The 17,049-nt window shown below is 65.2% G+C and carries 15 protein-coding genes; 7 read left to right on the top strand and 8 right to left on the bottom strand.

Annotated features, from left to right (window positions below; genetic code table 11):
* Positions 1 to 19: 19 nt before the first annotated feature.
* Complete coding sequence (locus HV770_RS29165; protein ID WP_175165015.1) at positions 20 to 1,987, bottom strand: lytic transglycosylase domain-containing protein; 1,968 nt, start codon at positions 1,985 to 1,987, stop codon at positions 20 to 22.
* 20 nt (positions 1,988 to 2,007) lie between these two features.
* Here HV770_RS29165 and HV770_RS29160 point away from each other — a divergent pair, with 20 nt between their 5' ends.
* Positions 2,008 to 2,607 carry a 5-formyltetrahydrofolate cyclo-ligase gene (locus tag HV770_RS29160; protein WP_246291279.1) on the top strand — a complete coding sequence of 200 codons (600 nt, stop codon included), beginning with the start codon at positions 2,008 to 2,010 and terminating at the stop codon, positions 2,605 to 2,607.
* Positions 2,608 to 2,671: 64 nt separating this feature from the next.
* Here the strand turns inward: HV770_RS29160 and HV770_RS29155 are convergent, their stop codons facing one another.
* Positions 2,672 to 3,184, bottom strand: a complete 513-nt coding sequence (locus HV770_RS29155; RefSeq protein WP_042327041.1) for a winged helix DNA-binding protein — start codon at positions 3,182 to 3,184, stop codon at positions 2,672 to 2,674.
* 205 nt (positions 3,185 to 3,389) lie between these two features.
* Here HV770_RS29155 and pxpB point away from each other — a divergent pair, with 205 nt between their 5' ends.
* From pxpB to HV770_RS29125, 6 genes are all read left to right on the top strand, one after another.
* Positions 3,390 to 4,043 (top strand): 5-oxoprolinase subunit PxpB, encoded by a 654-nt coding sequence (gene pxpB / locus HV770_RS29150; RefSeq protein ID WP_175165014.1) that lies wholly within the window; start codon positions 3,390 to 3,392, stop codon positions 4,041 to 4,043.
* The gene (locus HV770_RS29145) at positions 4,040 to 5,092 is read left to right on the top strand and encodes a 5-oxoprolinase subunit C family protein (protein ID WP_175165013.1); all 1,053 of its coding nucleotides are present in this window, start codon (positions 4,040 to 4,042) and stop codon (positions 5,090 to 5,092) included. Before pxpB ends, HV770_RS29145 begins: the two co-directional genes overlap by 4 nt.
* A gap of 19 nt (positions 5,093 to 5,111) precedes the next feature.
* Positions 5,112 to 5,864, top strand: coding sequence for a 5-oxoprolinase subunit PxpA (gene pxpA, locus HV770_RS29140; RefSeq protein ID WP_175165012.1), 753 nt, complete (start codon positions 5,112 to 5,114; stop codon positions 5,862 to 5,864).
* Positions 5,865 to 6,189: 325 nt separating this feature from the next.
* Positions 6,190 to 6,939: a DUF969 domain-containing protein gene (locus HV770_RS29135; RefSeq protein WP_175165058.1), complete on the top strand. Its 750-nt coding sequence runs from the start codon at positions 6,190 to 6,192 to the stop codon at positions 6,937 to 6,939.
* Complete coding sequence (locus HV770_RS29130) at positions 6,936 to 7,892, top strand: DUF979 domain-containing protein (protein WP_175165011.1); 957 nt, start codon at positions 6,936 to 6,938, stop codon at positions 7,890 to 7,892. The genes HV770_RS29135 and HV770_RS29130 overlap by 4 nt, the downstream gene beginning before the upstream one ends.
* 208 nt (positions 7,893 to 8,100) lie before the next feature.
* Positions 8,101 to 9,894 carry a tetratricopeptide repeat protein gene (locus HV770_RS29125; protein ID WP_175165010.1) on the top strand — a complete coding sequence of 598 codons (1,794 nt, stop codon included), beginning with the start codon at positions 8,101 to 8,103 and terminating at the stop codon, positions 9,892 to 9,894.
* 22 nt (positions 9,895 to 9,916) lie between these two features.
* Here HV770_RS29125 and HV770_RS29120 read toward each other — a convergent pair whose 3' ends face one another.
* The 6 genes from HV770_RS29120 to HV770_RS29095 all read right to left on the bottom strand — a co-directional run bounded on the left by HV770_RS29120 (position 9,917) and on the right by HV770_RS29095 (position 16,888).
* The gene (locus HV770_RS29120; RefSeq protein WP_175165009.1) at positions 9,917 to 11,077 is read right to left on the bottom strand and encodes a TraB/GumN family protein; all 1,161 of its coding nucleotides are present in this window, start codon (positions 11,075 to 11,077) and stop codon (positions 9,917 to 9,919) included.
* Positions 11,070 to 12,089, bottom strand: a complete 1,020-nt coding sequence (locus HV770_RS29115) for a peptide ABC transporter ATP-binding protein (protein ID WP_175165008.1) — start codon at positions 12,087 to 12,089, stop codon at positions 11,070 to 11,072. Before HV770_RS29115 ends, HV770_RS29120 begins: the two co-directional genes overlap by 8 nt.
* A complete protein-coding gene (locus HV770_RS29110; protein WP_175165007.1) occupies positions 12,086 to 13,090 on the bottom strand; it encodes an ABC transporter ATP-binding protein in 1,005 nt (334 codons plus the stop codon). The genes HV770_RS29115 and HV770_RS29110 overlap by 4 nt, the downstream gene beginning before the upstream one ends.
* Position 13,091: 1 nt before the next feature.
* On the bottom strand, positions 13,092 to 14,009 hold the full coding sequence (locus tag HV770_RS29105) for an ABC transporter permease subunit (RefSeq protein ID WP_175165006.1): 918 nt from the start codon (positions 14,007 to 14,009) through the stop codon (positions 13,092 to 13,094).
* Between the two features lie 89 nt (positions 14,010 to 14,098).
* Positions 14,099 to 15,109, bottom strand: a complete 1,011-nt coding sequence (locus HV770_RS29100) for an ABC transporter permease subunit (protein ID WP_175165005.1) — start codon at positions 15,107 to 15,109, stop codon at positions 14,099 to 14,101.
* A gap of 150 nt (positions 15,110 to 15,259) precedes the next feature.
* Entirely contained in the window at positions 15,260 to 16,888 is a 1,629-nt protein-coding gene (locus HV770_RS29095) for an ABC transporter substrate-binding protein (protein ID WP_175165004.1), read from the bottom strand.
* Positions 16,889 to 17,049: the final 161 nt, after the last annotated feature.

Raw genomic sequence — 17,049 nt, 5'->3', positions numbered from 1 at the left:
GCCGCGGCGGCACGGCGCTTTACGGCGCGATGTAACCTAGACGCGCCTTCAGCGATTGCGGACGGCCTTCGAACAACGCCGCGTAGTAGACCGTGTTGGATAGCACGTTCTTGACGTAGTCGCGGGTTTCCTGGAACGGGATCGCCTCGGCGAAGATCGCGCCTTCGACCGGATGCTGCAACGACTGCCGCCAGTTGCGCGGACGGCCCGGGCCTGCGTTATAGCCGGCGGTGGCCAGCACGGCGGACCCGTCGAACTGATTGTAGATCATCGACAGGTAGTTGGTGCCGAGCAGGATGTTGGTGTTGATGTCGTTCATCTGCTCGCGCGAAATCGGGCCGAGGCCGATCTTTTTCGCAACCAGTTGCGCGGTGCCCGGCATCAATTGCATCAGCCCGCCCGCGCCGACTTCGGAGCGCGCGTTGATGATGAAGCGCGATTCCTGGCGAATCAGCCCGTACGCCCACTCGACGTCGAGCCCATTCGACTGTGCGTCGCGCTCGACGATATCGCGGAACGGCGACAGATAACGCAGCGAGAAATCGTGCTCGCTCTTCGTGCGGTCCGCCGTGTTGACGGTGCGGTCATAGAGCTGGATACGGCGCGCGTATTCGGCCGCCGCGAGCAGTTGGCGGTCGCTCATCGTGCGCAGCGGCCAGTTCCATTCGCGATTGCCTTCGAGCCGCAGATTCATCGCATAGAACCGCTGTGCGAGATCGAAGCCCGGCGTGTTGCCCGCCTGCTGGACTTCGGCGTCGCTCACCGAGGTTTTCGGCGGCGCCGAGATCTTCTGGCCCAGTTCCTCGGCGGCCAGTTGACCGTAGAAGTTAAAGCCCTGCGCGATCGACTCGAACTCCTGGTTGGCCGTGGTCGTGTCGCCCGCCTCCTTCAGCGCGCGCGCGTGCCAGTAGACCCACGACGGCTGCTTGCGCAACGCCTCCGGCATCTGCTCGATCGACCAGCGCACCATGTTCCAGTCACCCGCCAGCAGCGCGGTGCGAGTGCGCCATTCATACGCGGGATTCGACAGCTGCGCGTTCGCCGACAGCCGGTACCAGTCCACCGCGCTCGGCATCTGCTTGGCAGCCGCCTGATAGGCAATCGTGCCCCAGCCGATCGCGCGCTCCGGCGAGTTCAGCGACGGCGCGACCGACGCGAACGTGGCCGCGGCCATCGCCGGATCGTTGCGCGCCATGCGCGTAATCGCCAGCAGCGCCAGCTGATGCGACTGCGCATCGGGACCGACGCCGCGCGCCAGCAGCAACGGCGGGGTGCTCGTGGCCTGGCTGAACAGCACCGGGTCGGGCGCCTGGTTGCCGAGCGCGTCGAGCAGCTTGCTGCCGGTGCTCGTGTAGTTCTGTTCGTACGCGAGACGGATCTGCTGCCAGACGTCGTCGGCACTGAGCTGGCGGTTCACGGCGAGCACGGTGATCAGATCGACGCAGCCGTCGCCGTACCACTTCGGATCGACCAGCAGCGCGCGCGCCGCGTCGGCGACGTTTTCGCCGCGCGACGCGCGCGATTCGAGCGCGTAGCACTTCACCTGAGTGTCGTCGTTCAGCACGAAGCGCGCGTATTGCTGGTCGAAGTTGCGCCAGTCGTGACGCGTGCCGAGCACCGTGAGGTAGTCATTGCGCAGACGGTCGGCAATCGCCTGGCCGTCGTACTTCTGCAGGAACGCGAGCACGGGCGCATCCGGCGCGTCGACGCGCGCATGGCCGGTCGAATCGAACAGTTGCGGCTTGAGCTGGAAGTACTCCAGATACGAAGGCGCCGGATAGTTCGGGATCATGCTCGCCAGTTGCGCCGCGCGCGCCGCATCGTTATTGCGGGCTGCCTCGCGCAACTGGACGAAAATCTGGTCGTCGTTGGTGAGTTGCGAAAAGGGAACGGGCTTGACGGCGGAGGCCGTGCTGCACGCGACGAGTGCCGCTGCGGCGAGCGCCAGACTGGCCGCGCGATATACTCGATAAAGGCTTTTTGACATCGTTGTTTCTGGAGCGCGAATTGGACCAAAGCATAGCATGCAACCCTGTGCCGGCCGCGAAAAAGGCGCTGCGCCGGACGCTATTGGAAACGAGGCTGCAAGCGGCTTCCGAGCCGGCGCACAACGCCGCGCTCGGCCGCCACGTGCTCGATGCGCTGGAGCACTATGGTGTGGACAGCGTAGGATTCTACTGGCCGCTTTCCGGCGAATTCGACGCACGCGCTGCGATCTCTCTGTGGCTTGCGGCCAACGCTCAACGAGAAGCCAGCTTGCCTATTATCAAGACACGCGGCGCACCGCTCGAATTCCATGCGTGGCACCCCGACATGGAGATGAAGATCGGTCATCACAGGATTGCAGAGCCGGTGCCGGGCAAGGTGGTGATTCCGGAGTTGCTGCTCGTGCCCTGCGTCGGTTTCGACGACGCCGGCTACCGGCTCGGTTACGGCGGCGGCTATTACGATCGCACCTTGGCCGCATGGCCGGGTTCGAAACGGCCGCTGACGGTGGGCATCGCGTATGAGGCGTGCCGCGCGCCGGCACTGCAACGCGAAGCGCACGACATTGCTCTCGATCTGATCGTTACCGAGGCGGGTTTCCATCCACGCCCGGCAGGTTGAGCCGCGCATGCGGCGCGCGTACTGGCTTCACGCAGCCGCACCAGCCCAGCAGCCCAGCAGCCCGTTATAGGGACGCCGCCGCCCGCGCGGCCGTGTCGTACAGACCGGACGCGTTGCGCATCAGCTGCGCCGCGTCGCCAATCTGTTCGTTGGTCAGGCCGCTTTCCTTCAGCGTTGAAATCAGACAGCTCTCGCGCACCTCACGATACTTCAGACACAACTCGCGGCCCGCCTCGGTCGCCGAAAAGAACACTTCCTTGCCGGTCTTTTCGCTTTTTACGTACCCTCTAGCTACGAGCTTCTTCAACGCATAGGTGGCGACGTGCGTGTCTTCGATGTTCAGCACGAAGCAGATGTCCGCGAGCTTCTTGCGACGCTCGCGGTGGCTGACGTGGTGCAGCAGCGACACTTCGATCGCGGTCATGTCCTTGTCGCCGGCCGCCGACATGCAGCGCACCATCCACCGGTTGAAGGCGTTGCCCGCCATGATCAGCGCGTATTCGAGTTCGGACAGTTCTGCGCTGGTCTCGGAGACGAGATGCTCCGACGAGACGATCTTGGTGGGATGACGCGACATGACAAAGAGTCCGAGAGACAGGATGAGAAGGTGTCGGGAGTGTACGACGAGCCAACGATCCCGGCGAGCCTGGCACAAACGCTTATTGAGAAATTGTTGATATTTTATTGATAATGTACGCTTCAACTACCGCATACCGGCGCGCATTGCGCGTCACAGAGTCCGCCGTGCCCGCTGCCTGCCATCCGACTTGGGCCGTTAACCCATGAACCAACGAAGAATCTTTCCGCTCGGCGACGCCGCGCTTGTCTGCGAAGCGCCGCCGCCCGCCACGCTGGCGTGCCAGCGGCGCGTGTGGGCGGCCGCCGCGCTCGCGCGCGATTGGCCGCATGTGCTGGAGGTCGTGCCGGGCATGAACAATCTGACGCTCGTGTTCGATCCTCTCGAAGCCGATCGCGACGCGCTCGCCGAACAGTTGCTGGCTGCGTGGGACGCCGCGGGCAAAACGCCCGAGCCGGGTCGGGAGGTCGAAATACCGGTGCAGTATGGCGGTGAGTTCGGCCCCGATCTGCAGGCGGTCGCCGATCACACGGGTCTGAGCGTGCGCGAGGTCGTGCAGCGTCACGCGGATGGCGAATACGTGGTCTTTTTCCTCGGCTTCCAGCCGGGCTTCGCGTACATGGGCGGTCTCGACGCCGCCTTGCATACGCCGCGCCGCGCGTCGCCGCGGCTGGAAGTGCCGGCCGGCTCGGTCGGCATCGGCGGAGAACAGACCGGCATCTATCCGGCCGTCTCGCCCGGCGGCTGGCAGCTGATCGGCCGCACTGAACTGCCGCTGTTCGACCCGGCGCGCCGCCCGCCCACCCTGTTGCAGCCGGGCGACCGTGTGCGCTTCACCATCGCGGAGATACATGCATGATCGATGTGATTCGCGCAGGTCTGTTGACCACGATCCAGGACCTCGGCCGTCACGGCCAACGGCATCTGGGCGTCGCGATGGGGGGCGCGCTCGATCGGCTGTCGCTCGAAGTCGGCAACCGGCTGGTCGGCAACCGGCCCGACGCGGCCGGGCTGGAAATCACCTTCGGTCCGACCGTGCTGCGCTTTCTGCGCGCGTCGCGGGTCGCCATCACCGGCACCGAATTCGGCGCGACGCTCGACGGCAAGCCGGTCTATTCGTGGTGGAGCCTGCCCGTGCAAGCCGGCCAGGAGCTGGTGCTGAACGTGGCGAAACGCGGCATGCGCGGCTACGTCAGTGTGGCGGGCGGCATCGACGTGCTGCCGATGCTCGGCTCGCGCAGCACCGATCTCGCCGGTCATTTCGGCGGACTCGGCGGCCGCGCGCTGCGCGACGGCGACCGCCTGCCGGTCGGCGTGCCGCAGCAGCGCGGCCAGGTCGGCTTCACGCCCGAAGCGCCGGAGTTCGGCGTGAAGGCGCCCAGCTGGTGCAAGTTCGTGCTGGTTCACGAGCCGCTGCGGCGCGGCCGGCATCCGTCAGGCGTGCCGTGGGCGGTGCCGATCCGCGTGCTGCGCGGCCCGGATTACGACAGCTTCACCGCGGCCGCGCACGAATCGTTCTGGGCGGACGAATGGCTCGTCACGCCGAACAGCAACCGCATGGGCTATCGCCTCGCCGGCGTCGAACTGGAACGCGCCCGCAAAACCGATCTGCTCTCGCACGCGGTGCTGCCCGGCACGATCCAGGTGCCGCCGAACGGCCAGCCGATCGTATTGATGAGCGACGCGCAAACCACCGGCGGCTATCCGAAGATCGGCGCGGTGATCCAGGCCGATCTGTGGAAGCTCGCGCAAGTCCGTCTGAACGCCGCAGTGCGCTTCATCCCCACCACGCTGTTTGAAGCGCGCCAGGCTTTGCTGGAAGAACGTACGTACTTGCGGCAGATCGACGCCGCAATCGCGATGCATGAAGAACGCTGCGCGCGCCCGTCGGCGCTCGCGGCGCTGTAACACTCAGTAGGGGAACACCATGGAAATCGATTTGAACGCCGACCTCGGCGAAGGCTGCGGCTCCGACGAGGCGCTGCTCGATCTCGTCAGCTCGGCGAATATCGCCTGCGGCTGGCACGCGGGCGGTCCCAATGTCATGCGCGAATGCGTGCGCTGGGCGGTGCAGAAAGGCGTGTCGATCGGCGCGCATCCGAGCTTCAACGACCCGGAGAATTTCGGCCGCAAGGAAATGGATCTGCCGGCCGGCGAGATTTACGCGGGCGTGCTGTATCAACTCGGCGCGCTGTCGGCGATCGCCCAGGCCGAGGGCGGACGCATCGCGCACGTCAAGCCGCATGGCGCGCTGTACAACCAGGCCGCGCGCGACGCGAAGATCGCCGACGCGATCGTTTCGGCGGTGCACGATTTCGATCCGTCGGTGGCCGTGTTCGCGCTCGCCAACAGCGGTCTCGTGACGGCGGCTCGCAACGCGGGTCTCGTCGCGATCGAAGAAGTGTTCGCCGACCGTGGTTATCGCGCCGACGGCTCGCTCGTGCCGCGCAAGGAACCGGGCGCGCTGCTCGACGATGAAAACGAAGTGCTCGAACGCACGCTCGCCATGATCCGCGAGCAGCGCGTGCAGGCCGTGGACGGCCAATGGGTGCCGCTGAACGCGCAGACCATCTGTCTGCACGGCGACGGGCCGCATGCGCTGGCGTTCGCGCGGCGCATTCGCGGCGCCCTGGAGGCTGCCGGCATTGACGTTCACGCGGCCAACGCCGCACGCGTCTGAGCGGCGGCATCGGCGGCCAGACAGACAGCGCAAATCACTGCCAGCGACACTCCGACGCCCCGCTTTCGAGCGGGGCGTTTGCCAGGTGCAGGATGCATTGCAGTACCCGGCGGGCAAACCGCGAACGCAGGTGCAGGTGCAGGTGCAGGTGCAGGTGCAGGTGCAGGTGCAGGTGCAGGTGCAGTTTGAAGTGCAGATGTACGCAGTTCGAAGCAACGCGGCCATCAAGAGCCGTGGCAACACCAAGACGGCGCACGGAACACCACGCGCCGGCCCACGTCTGCCGCTACCCGCGGCGAGGTTGAAACCCTGTTTGGAGATCCTGATGCAGTCAACTGTCAGTCTTTGGCCGCTCATCGGCGTAGCCGTCATCATCGTCGGCTTTCTATTGCGGTTCAATCCGATGCTGATCGTCGCGGTCGCTGCGATCGTCACCGGTCTCGCCGCGCACTTCCCGCCTGAAAAAATCCTCGCGCAGATCGGTACCGGCTTCATCAAGACGCGCAACATCCCGCTGATCATTCTCTTGCCGCTCGCCGTGATCGGCCTGCTCGAACGGCACGGGCTGCGCGAGCGCGCCCAAGCGTGGATCGGCGGCATCAAGGCGGCTACCGCCGGGCGTCTGCTGATCGTCTATCTGCTGGTGCGCGAGCTGACCGCCGCAGTCGGCCTGACCGGGCTCGGCGGGCATCCGCAGATGGTGCGCCCGCTGATCGCGCCGATGGCCGAAGGCGCGGCCGAAACGCGCTTCGGCAAGATCAGCGACGCGGTGCGTTTCAAATTGCGCGCGTACGCCGCGGCCACCGACAACGTGGGCCTCTTCTTCGGCGAGGACATCTTCGTCGCGTTCGGCGCGATCGTGCTGATGACGACCTTCCTGAAGGAAGCGGGCATCGTCGTCGAGCCGATTCACGTCGCGGTGTGGGGCATTCCGACCGCGATCTGCGCGTTCATCGTGCACGGCTTCCGGCTGTATCTGCTCGACCGCCGGCTCGAACGCGAACTGCACGGCCATGCCAGGGGCGGCAGCGCTGCCGTGTCGTCGACGCAATCCGCAGCGGGAGACAAAGCATGACGTTTACGATCACCTATCTGTTCTGGCTGCTGGGCGTGGTGCTGCTGATCGTCGGCGGCATGATCGTCACCGACAGGACGCATCCGCGCCGTCTCACCGCAGGGGGCTTCTGGATTCTCTATGCGCTGATCTTTCTGATCGGCGACCGGCTGCCGCCGGCGGTGGTTGGCGTCGCGGTGATCGTGATGGCGCTGATCGCCGGTTTCGGCGGCGTCACCGCGGCCAAGCCGAAAACGCTGTCGCTCGACGCGCGCAAGGCAAGTGCCGCACGTCTGGGTAACAAGCTGTTCGTGCCCGCGCTGACGATTCCGGTCATCACCGTGATCATCACGCTGTCGGCGAGCCACCTGGTATTCGGCGGTATGCCGCTGATCGAGAAGGCCAACGTCACGCTGATCGGCTTTGGCATCGGCTGCGTGATCGCGCTCGCGGTGGCCTGCGTGATGACGCGCGACACCGTCGGCCAGTCGATGAAGGAAGCGCGCCGCCTGGTCGATGCGCTGTCGTGGGCTGCGGTGCTGCCGCAGATGCTCGGCATGCTCGGCCTCGTGTTCTCCGACGCGGGCGTCGGCAAGGCCGTCGCGCACGTGACCACGTCGTACATCAGCCTCGACTACCGCTTCGTCGCGGTGGCCGTGTACTGCATCGGCATGGCGCTCTTCACGATGGTGATGGGCAATGGCTTCGCCGCGTTCCCGGTGATGACGGGCGGCGTCGGCGTGCCGATTCTGGTCGGCGTGTTTCACGGCAACCCGGCGGTGATGGTCGCGATCGGCATGTTCTCCGGCTACTGCGGCACGCTGATGACGCCGATGGCCGCGAACTTCAATATGGTGCCCGCCGCGCTGCTCGAACTGCCGGACAAGAACGCGGTGATCAAGGTGCAGATTCCCACCGCGCTCACCTTGCTGGTCATTAACATCTTCCTGTTGAATTTCCTGATGTTCCTGTAGGGCGCCTGCCTTCAAGGCGGTCTACGCCGACGCATCGCAGCGCGCAGCTGCGATGCGTCGCTCAAGCACTCGTTGCTGACCGTACGTGACCGAATTAGGAAGCGTCCGATCGTCGGAACCGGGGGCGGCACCTAAGATCGCGGATGGTCTCCCATCCCACGCGCCGGTGCGTGCAGCGCGCGCCGCTTGCGATCCTCTGCAGGTGTCCATGGAACATCCATCCCGCCGCGACGACGGCTCCGCCGCCCGCGTCACCTCGTTGATCGACGCCGCGCTGGCCGCGCACCAGGCAGGCCAGCTCGACGCCGCCGACGCACTCTACCGCCAAACCCTCACACTCGACCCCTCGCATGCGAAGGGGCTGCATTACTTCGGCGTGCTGCATTATCAGCGCGGCCAGCACGACACCGCCGCTCGCCTGATGAGCCGGGCGCTCAAGCTCGATCGCCGCGACGCCGCGTGCTGGAGTAATCGTGGTCTCGTGGCCGCCGCGCTCGGCCACCTCGACGAAGCCACGATCTGCTACGACCAGGCGCTGCAGCTCCAGCCGGATTTCGCCGACGCGCGCAACAACTTCGGTGTCGCGCTGCAAGCGCAAGGCGCGCTGAACGAAGCGCTCGAACAATACCGGCTCGCGCTGGCGTCGAACCCCGCGATGATCGACGCGCATCTGAACCTCGGCACGGTGCTGAGCAAGCTCGGCCGTTTCGACGAAGCGCTCGCGAGCTATCGCAATGTGCTTGCGCACGACCCGAACATGGCCGAAGCGCATTTCAACGCGGGCAATGCGTATCAAGCGCAAGGCCGTCAGGACGCTGCGCTCGCCAGTTTCGAGCGGGCGCTCGCGTTGCGCGCGGATTACGTCGAGGCGCACGTCAATCTGGGCAGCCTGCTTGGCCGGCTCGGCGACTATGCGGGCGCCGAAGCGCATTACCGGCGCGCGGTCGCGCTCAGGCCGAGTCCGACCCATCTCGTGTGCCTCGGCGGGTCGCTGGCGGCGCAAGGCCGACTGAAAGAAGACGGCGAAGAAGAAGGCTTGTATCGCGAGGCGCTCGCGCTCGATCCTCACTACGCGGATGCGCATCAGAATCTCGCGTGGCTGCTGCTCAAGCGCGGCGATTACAGGCAAGGCTGGGCGGAGTTCGCGCTGCGCTGGCGCAAGCGGGACTACGACGCGATCGCAGTGCCTGGCGTCGCCGAATGGCGTGGCGAGCCGCTCGACGGACGGCGTCTGCTGGTGGTCGGCGAACAGGGTTTCGGCGACCACTTCCAGTTTCTGCGCTTTGCGCGCGTGCTGCAGGCGCGCGGCGCGACGGTCGACCTCCGCGTGCGCGAGCTGTTGCTGCCCTTGGTCGAACGGATACCGGGCGTGAATCGCGCGTTCAGCGGCAAGCCCGATGGCGAGTACGATTTTTGGGTGCCGATGATGAGCGTGCCGTCCTGCCTCGGCACCGGGATCGACACCATTCCCGCCGAACTGCCCTACCTGTTCGCCGACAAGGCGAAGCTGAAGGCATGGCGCCAGCGGTTGGGCCCCGTCAATAAATTGAAACGCAAAGTAGGCCTGGTATGGGCCGGCAGTCCCGCGTTCGGCAACGACCGCTACCGCTCCATGACGCTGGCGGACCTGAGCGCGTTGAGCGGATTGAAGAACATCGTGTGGTATCCGCTGCAGAAAGGCGCGGCGCATGCGCAATTGGCCGACGCGCCGCCAGTCTTCCGCGCACGCGATTTCACCGCCGATCTGACGAGCTTCGACGAGACCGCCGCGCTGGTCATGCTGCTCGATCTGGTGATCGCTGTCGATACCGGCGTCGCGCATCTGGCGGCCGCGCTGGGCAAGCCGGTGTGGCTGCTACTGCCCGCCAACGCCGACTGGCGCTGGCTGCAAGCGCGCAACGACACGCCGTGGTATCCGGGAATGAGGTTGTTCAGGCAAAAGACGATGGGAGACTGGGAGGCGGTGGTGGCGGAAGTCGCGCAGGCTCTGCAACGGCAATAGGACCGCCGCAACTCAATCCGGCTCAACCAGGTTCCACCACGAACCCGCGCTGCCGCAAAAGCTGCAATACGCCCTTGGGTCCGCCCAGATGCAGCGCGCCGATCGCAACGAACACCGGCTTGTTCGGCGCGGCGATCTGCAGCATCCGCGACACGAAGCGCCGGTTACGCTCATAGACGATCCTGTTGTCGATCGAGTCGGAGATCCGCTGGTCGCGCGCCAGATTTTCGGATTTGGCGGCCTGCCACGCGGCGATCGCATCGGCATCGCCGACCCGCCACAGCCGATGCAGCGCGCGCACATCGGCGACGTTTTGCGCGGGCGTCTGCACCAGGTCCTGCGCGAGCATTTCGCGTTGCTGCGCAAGCGACAGCCCCGTGAACGCGCGCATCTGCTGCGGCAGCGTTTCGAGTCCGACGATCTTGCCGCGCGTCTTCAGATACACATTCTGCAGTTGCGCTTCCGTGCCGTACTCGGTCTGCAGGCCGGCGCTCAGCGAATCGTAGGTTTCGACCACCAGCGAGGCGAGCCAGGGCCGCATCTTCTTGATCGCATCGAGCGCGGCGGGATTGCCGCGCAGACGCAACGCCAGCTTGTGCCACAACGGTTCCGGCAACGAGCCCGGCAGGCAGTCGCGCTTGCACACGCCGTACTTCGACACGTCGTCCTGCGAGATCAGCAGTTCGTCGGGGGAGAGTTCGAGCGCCAGCGTCGGCGAGGCGGCCAGCGCTGCGAGGATCGGTGGCCGGAACGGCTGGGCGGCGGGATAGTCGGCGGGGTCGCCGACATGCAGCGTGCCCAGCACGTAGATCGTGGTCGTGCCGCGCGTGGCGACATAGAACGGCATGCGCGCCGGCTGCGTGCGCACCGGGCCGCTCGCGGTGGTGCCGGGCGGCGCAGGCGACGGCGGCGGTGGATTGAAGCCCGGCACGCTCGCGCGCGGCGGCGCCTGCATGCCGGGCATCGGCACCGCCGGGCGCCCCGCCTGAGCCGGCGCGGTAGCCGCCGCGCCCGCCGCATGCGCGAGCTCGGCGGGTGCCGAGCCGAGACAAAGAGCACAACACACGCCGACGAGCGCGGCACCGTTCAGTGCACGCGCTCGCCAGCGCCGCGCGAAAGCAGCACCGCAGCCGCCATCACGCAAGCGGCGCGCAAGACGACGCGCCGCTACCGCATCAGGCATCCACGTCCCCCACCTCCTCGGCGCGGTGACACGACACCTGACGGCCATCCACTTCGCGCAGCTTCGGTTCCTCACTGCGGCAGCGGTCGATCACATACGGGCAGCGCTGATGGAACGTGCAACCCGAAGGCGGATTCAATGGCGACGGCATTTCACCTTGCAGCTTGATCTTGATGCTGCGATCCGCCTCGAAAATCGAAGGCGTCGCCGACATCAGCGCGCGCGTGTACGGATGGCGCGGTTTCGAAAAAATCCGCTTCTTGTCGCCGAGTTCGGCCACGCCGCCGAAGTACATCACCATCACATCGTCGGCGATATGCTCGACCACGGACAAATTGTGCGAGATGAACACGTAGCTGGTCTTGAACTGCTCCTGCAGGTCCATGAACAGGTTCAGAATCTGCGCCTGGATCGACACGTCGAGCGCCGACACCGGTTCGTCGGCGACCACGATCTGCGGATCGAGAATCATCGCGCGCGCAATCGCCACGCGCTGCCGCTGGCCGCCGGAGAACATATGCGGATAGCGCTTCGCATGCTCCGGACGCAGGCCGACGGTGCGCATCATCTGCGCGATCCGTTCGGCGCGCTCGGTAGCGCTCAATTGTGTGTTGATCGCGAGCGGCTCGCCGAGCGTCTGCTCGACGGTCTTGCGCGGATTGAGCGACGCGAACGGGTTCTGGAACACCATCTGCACGCGCCGCCGCAGCGCCGCGATCTTCGCGTGATCGGCGCCCGCCACGTCCTCGCCGTCGATCAGCAGACGCCCAGCCGTGGGTGTTTCGATCATCGTCAGTTGACGCGCAAGCGTGGACTTACCGCAGCCGGATTCGCCGACCACCGCGAGCGTCCGGCCGCGTTCCAGCGCGAACGACACGCCGTTGAGCGCCTTCACCGTGCCCGACGCGAACATGCCGCGCTTGACCGTGTAGTACCGCGCGAGCTGGTCGGCGACCAGCACGTGATCACCCGTAGGTTTTGACTGGCGCCGCGTTTCGAGTACTGCGTTCATCGTGCGCCTCCACGGGTGTGAACGTTGGCGTCGCCGCTCAGGTTCAGGGGTTTGATGCAGCGCACGCGCGCCACTTCGGCGTGACCTTGCATCGGCGCAAGCGCGGGCCGCGCCTTCATGCAGTCGTCGACCACGTACTTGCAGCGCGGCGCGAACAGGCACCCTTTCGGGCGATCGTCGCGCCCCGGCACCATGCCCGGCAACGCCGCCAGCCGCACCGCGCCGACGTTGTGCTCGGGAATCGCCGCCAGCAACGCTTCCGTGTACGGATGATGGGGCGCCGCGAAGATGTCCGGCACCTGGTTCGTTTCGATCACTTCGCCAGCGTACATGACCGCGACGCGCTGCGCGACCTCGGACACCACAGCGAGGTCGTGCGAGATCAGCACGAGCGCCATGCCGCGCTCCTTCTGCAGCTTGATCAGCAGTTCCATGATCTGCGCCTGGATCGTCACGTCGAGCGCGGTGGTCGGCTCGTCGGCGATCAGCAGCTTCGGGTTGCAGGCAATCGCCATCGCGATCATCACGCGTTGGTTCATGCCGCCCGACATCTGATGCGGAAACGAACCGACGCGGCCTTTCGGATCGGGAATGCCGACCTGGTCGAGCAGTTCGAGCGCGCGTTTGTCGAGCGCGCTGCCGCGCAGGCCTTCGTGCAGCTTCAGCACTTCCTTGATCTGATAGCCGACCGTGTAGCTCGGATTCAGACTCGTGAGCGCATCCTGGAACACCATCGCGATGTCCTTGCCGATGATCTTGCGGCGCTCCTTCGCCGATGCCTTCAGCAGGTTTTTGCCGTTGAAAGTGATTTCGTCGGCGGTGACTTTGCCGGGCGCGTCGATCAGGCCCATCAGCGCCATCATCGTGACACTCTTGCCCGAGCCCGATTCGCCGACCACGCCGACCACTTCGCCCGGTGCGACGTCGAGATTGATGCGATCGACCGCGGGCAGGCCGTTGAAATTCACCGCCAGATTGCGGATGGTCAATAAATTAGCCATGTCATGCCATCCGTTTCAGTTTGGGGTCGAGTGCGTCGCGCAGCCCGTCGCCGAGCAGGTTGATCGCGAGCACCGAGATCAGGATGGACAGCCCCGGCATCGTGACGATCCACCAGGCGCTTTCGATGTAATCGCGCGCCGAGGCCAGCATCGCCCCCCACTCCGCCGACGGCGGCTGCACGCCGAGTCCGAGAAAACCGAGTGCGGCGGCATCGAGAATCGCTGACGAAAAACCGAGCGTGGCTTGCACGATCAGCGGCGCGGTGCAGTTCGGCAGCACTTGCGAGAACATCAGCCGCAAGGTGCTGGCGCCCGCTACGCGCGACGCCGTCACATACTCCTTCTGCAACTCGCCCTGCGCCGATGCGCGCGTCAAACGCACATAACCCGGCAGCGCGACGATCGCGATCGCGAGCATCGTGTTGACGAGGCCGGGGCCGATGATCGCGACCACCGCGACCGCGAGCAGCAGCGACGGCAACGCGAGCAGCACGTCCATGATGCGCATGATCGGCGTGTCGGCCCACTTCTCGAAGAACGCCGCGATCAGGCCGAGCACGATGCCCGGAATCAGCGCGAGCACCACCGACACGAAGCCGATCCAGAACGACAGCCGCGCGCCGTACATCAGACGCGAGAGGATGTCGCGGCCCGCTTCGTCGGTACCGAGAATGAACTTCCAGTTGCCGCCGTCGAGCCACGCGGGCGGAATCTTCACGAAGTCGCGATATTGCTCGATCGGGCTGTGCGGCGCGATCAACGGCGCGAAGATCGCGACGAAGATCAGCACGAGCACGATGACACCTGCGCCGACCGCGCCACGGTTGCGCGAGAAGTTGGCCCAGAATTCACGGGCCGCGATGGCGCGGCCGCTTGGCGGAGTGACCGCCTGGGGGACTGTGTTTTGTATGTCTGCCATGGTGGTCATGCCTCCCGCAGAGCCGCCTCAAGGGAGGCATGCGCCCCCGCGGGGGGCAGAGAACGTGAGTGAGCGTGGGGGTTCATATTTCACCTCGTATGGCGGATGCGTGGGTTGAGCACGCCGTACAACAGATCGACGACGAGGTTCACGACGATCACCAGCGTGGCGATCATCAGGATACCGCCCTGCACCACCGGATAGTCGCGCCGGCCGATCGCGTCGATCAGCCATTTGCCGATGCCCGGCCACGAGAACAGCGTCTCGGTCAGCACCGCGCCCGCGAGCAGCGTGCCGACCTGCAGGCCGATCACCGTCACGACGGGAATCAGCGCATTGCGCAACGCATGCACGACGATCACGCGCCCAGGCGACAAGCCCTTCGCGCGCGCGGTGCGGATGTAGTCCTCGCGCAGCACTTCGAGCATCGACGAACGTGTCATGCGCGCGACCACGGCCAAAGGAATCGTGCCGAGCACGATCGCCGGCAGGATCAGATGGCTCAGCGCGGATTTGAACGCGCCTTCGTCGGTGGACATCATCGCGTCGATCAGCATGAAGCCGGTCACGTGCGGAATGTCGTATTCGACCGCGATACGGCCCGACACCGGCGTCCAGCCGAGCTTCACCGAGAACACCATGATGAGGATCAAGCCCCACCAGAAGATCGGCATCGAGTAGCCGGTGAGCGCGGTGCCCATCACGCCGTGATCGACCACCGTGCCGCGCCGGAGCGCGGCGAACACGCCCGCCGGGAGGCCGACGATCAGCGCGAAGAGCATCGCGCAGATCGACAGTTCGACGGTAGCGGGAAAGCGTGCGAGGAATTCGCCCATCACACTCGTGTTGGTGATGATCGAAGTGCCGAGATCACCGTGCAGCGCGCGGCCAATGTAATGGACGTACTGCATCGGCAGGGGTTCGTCGAGCCCGAGGCGGTGCATCGCCGCGGCGTGCATCGCGGGATCGACACCGCGCTCGCCCATCATCACTTCGATGGGGTCGCCGGGTATCAGGTGAATCAGCGCGAACGCCAGGATCGTGATGCCGATGAACGTCGGTATCACCATGCCGACGCGGCGCAAAACAAAGCGGAACATGGTTCGTCCCTATGGTCTTGATGAAGAAAAAACGCAACCGGCGACGAGGGCTTGTGACCCCGGTCGCCGGACCATTTCGACCAGTTTTCTAACCGTGCGAAAAGCGTACTGCGCGAAATTTACGGCTTGCTTGCAGGCTGATGCCCCAGCTTACTTGACACTCACGCCGTCGAAGCGCGCGTAGCCGAGCGGTTCGATGCGCATGTCAACCACCTTCTTGCTGACCGGCTGGTAGACCGTCGAGTGAGCAATCGGCGAGAACGGCAGTTGCTGCGCGAAGATCCGCTGCGCCTCGATGTATGCCTTCGTGCGCGCGGCCACGTCGGACGTCACGCGGCCCTTCTGGATCAGATCGTCAAACGGCTTGTAGCACCACTTCGAGAAGTTGTTGCCGTTCACCGCTTCGCAGCCGAGCAGCGTGCCGAGCCAGTTGTCCGGATCGCCGTTGTCACCGGTCCAGCCGATCAGCATCGTGTCATCTTCGCCCGCGTGTGCGCGCTTGATGTACTCGCCCCATTCATACGTGACGATCTTCGCCTTCACGCCGATCTTGGCCCAGTCGGCCTGGATCATTTCCGCCATCAGACGGGCGTTCGGGTTGTACGCGCGCTGCACGGGCATCGCCCACAGCGTGAGGTCGAAGCCGTTCGGATAGCCGGCCTTCGCGAGCAACGCCTTGGCCTGGGTCGGATCGTAAGGCGCGGCCTTCAGGTCCTTGTAGAACGACCATTGGGTCGGCGGCATCGGGTTCGTGGCGAGTTGACCTGCGCCCTGGTACACCGATTCGACGATCGCCTTCTTGTTGATTGCCATGTCGAGCGCCTGACGCACTTCGACCTTATCGACCGGCTTGTGCGTCACGTTGTACGCGAGGTAGCCGAGGTTGAAGCCCGGCTGCGACGGCATGTCGATGTTCGCCTCGGCCTTCAGCGGCGCGATGTCGGCCGGACGCGGATAGCTCATCACCTGGCATTCGTCGCGCTTGATCTTCTGCACGCGCACGCCGGCGTCCGGCGTGATCGAGAAGATCAGCTTCGAGATCTTCACCGCGTTCGGTTTCCAGTAGTCAGGATTGCCGTCGAAGCGGATCGTCGCGTCCTTCGTGTAGCTGCGGAAGATGAACGGGCCCGTGCCGACCGGGAACTGGTTGATGTCGGCCGCCTTGCCGGCCTTCAGCAGCTTGTCCGCATATTCGGCCGACAGGATCGACGCGTATTCCATCGCCAGATTCTGGATGAACGGCGCGTTGACTTCCTTCAGCGTGAACTTCACCGTGTACGGGTCGACCTTTTCGACGCTGGTGATCAGCTTGTCGAGCCCCATGTCGGTGAAGTATGGGAACTGCACCGGATAAGCCTTACGGAACGGCTGGTTCGGGTCCAGCATGCGTTGGAACGAGAACACGACGTCGTCGGCGTTGAATTCGCGCGTCGGCTTGAAGAACGGGGTGGTCTGGAACTTGACGCCGTGGCGCAGATGGAACGTGTAAACCTTGCCGTCGGCCGACACGTCCCACTTTTCAGCGAGACCCGGCTCGACCTTGGTGCCGCCGCGTTCGAATTCGACGAGACGGTTATAAACGGTGAACGTGTTGGCCGTGAAGTCGACACCCGTCGTGTATTGAGCGGGATCGAAACCCGCGGGGCTGCCTTCTGAGCAGTAGACGAGCGTTTTGTTCGGAATCTCGGCGCGCGCGTTGTTCGCGCCCACCAGCGATGCCGCTGCAGCAGCGACGAGCGTCGTAACACGCGCGGCGCGCAACAGGTTGTTTTGCTTCATGTTTCCTCCAGGTTCAGGGCCGGCTCCCGCCAGCGTAGCGCGATATTACTTGAGCTTGGCTCGCGGCAACAAGCGGAGGAAATTCCCACCGTTGACGATCGGAAACACTTCGTGCATAGAGACAGCCGCACGCCGGCGAGGGCCGGAGCGTGCGGCTTCAG

Source organism: Paraburkholderia fynbosensis (assembly GCF_902859935.1).
Lineage (GTDB): Bacteria > Pseudomonadota > Gammaproteobacteria > Burkholderiales > Burkholderiaceae > Paraburkholderia > Paraburkholderia fynbosensis.
This window is presented reverse-complemented; position numbering and strand designations above follow the sequence as displayed.

Bases quoted from the DNA above. Each gene is read 5' to 3' on its own strand.
- HV770_RS29165 (WP_175165015.1), bottom strand. From the start codon at position 1,987: ATGTCAAAAAGCCTTTATCGAGTATATCGCGCGGCCAGTCTGGCGCTC.
- HV770_RS29155 (WP_042327041.1), bottom strand. From the start codon at position 3,184: ATGTCGCGTCATCCCACCAAGATCGTCTCGTCGGAGCATCTCGTCTCC.
- pxpB (WP_175165014.1), top strand. From the start codon at position 3,390: ATGAACCAACGAAGAATCTTTCCGCTCGGCGACGCCGCGCTTGTCTGC.
- HV770_RS29145 (WP_175165013.1), top strand. From the start codon at position 4,040: ATGATCGATGTGATTCGCGCAGGTCTGTTGACCACGATCCAGGACCTC.
- pxpA (WP_175165012.1), top strand. From the start codon at position 5,112: ATGGAAATCGATTTGAACGCCGACCTCGGCGAAGGCTGCGGCTCCGAC.
- HV770_RS29135 (WP_175165058.1), top strand. From the start codon at position 6,190: ATGCAGTCAACTGTCAGTCTTTGGCCGCTCATCGGCGTAGCCGTCATC.
- HV770_RS29130 (WP_175165011.1), top strand. From the start codon at position 6,936: ATGACGTTTACGATCACCTATCTGTTCTGGCTGCTGGGCGTGGTGCTG.
- HV770_RS29125 (WP_175165010.1), top strand. From the start codon at position 8,101: ATGGAACATCCATCCCGCCGCGACGACGGCTCCGCCGCCCGCGTCACC.
- HV770_RS29120 (WP_175165009.1), bottom strand. From the start codon at position 11,077: ATGCCTGATGCGGTAGCGGCGCGTCGTCTTGCGCGCCGCTTGCGTGAT.
- HV770_RS29115 (WP_175165008.1), bottom strand. From the start codon at position 12,089: ATGAACGCAGTACTCGAAACGCGGCGCCAGTCAAAACCTACGGGTGAT.
- HV770_RS29110 (WP_175165007.1), bottom strand. From the start codon at position 13,090: ATGGCTAATTTATTGACCATCCGCAATCTGGCGGTGAATTTCAACGGC.
- HV770_RS29105 (WP_175165006.1), bottom strand. From the start codon at position 14,009: ATGGCAGACATACAAAACACAGTCCCCCAGGCGGTCACTCCGCCAAGC.
- HV770_RS29100 (WP_175165005.1), bottom strand. From the start codon at position 15,109: ATGTTCCGCTTTGTTTTGCGCCGCGTCGGCATGGTGATACCGACGTTC.
- HV770_RS29095 (WP_175165004.1), bottom strand. From the start codon at position 16,888: ATGAAGCAAAACAACCTGTTGCGCGCCGCGCGTGTTACGACGCTCGTC.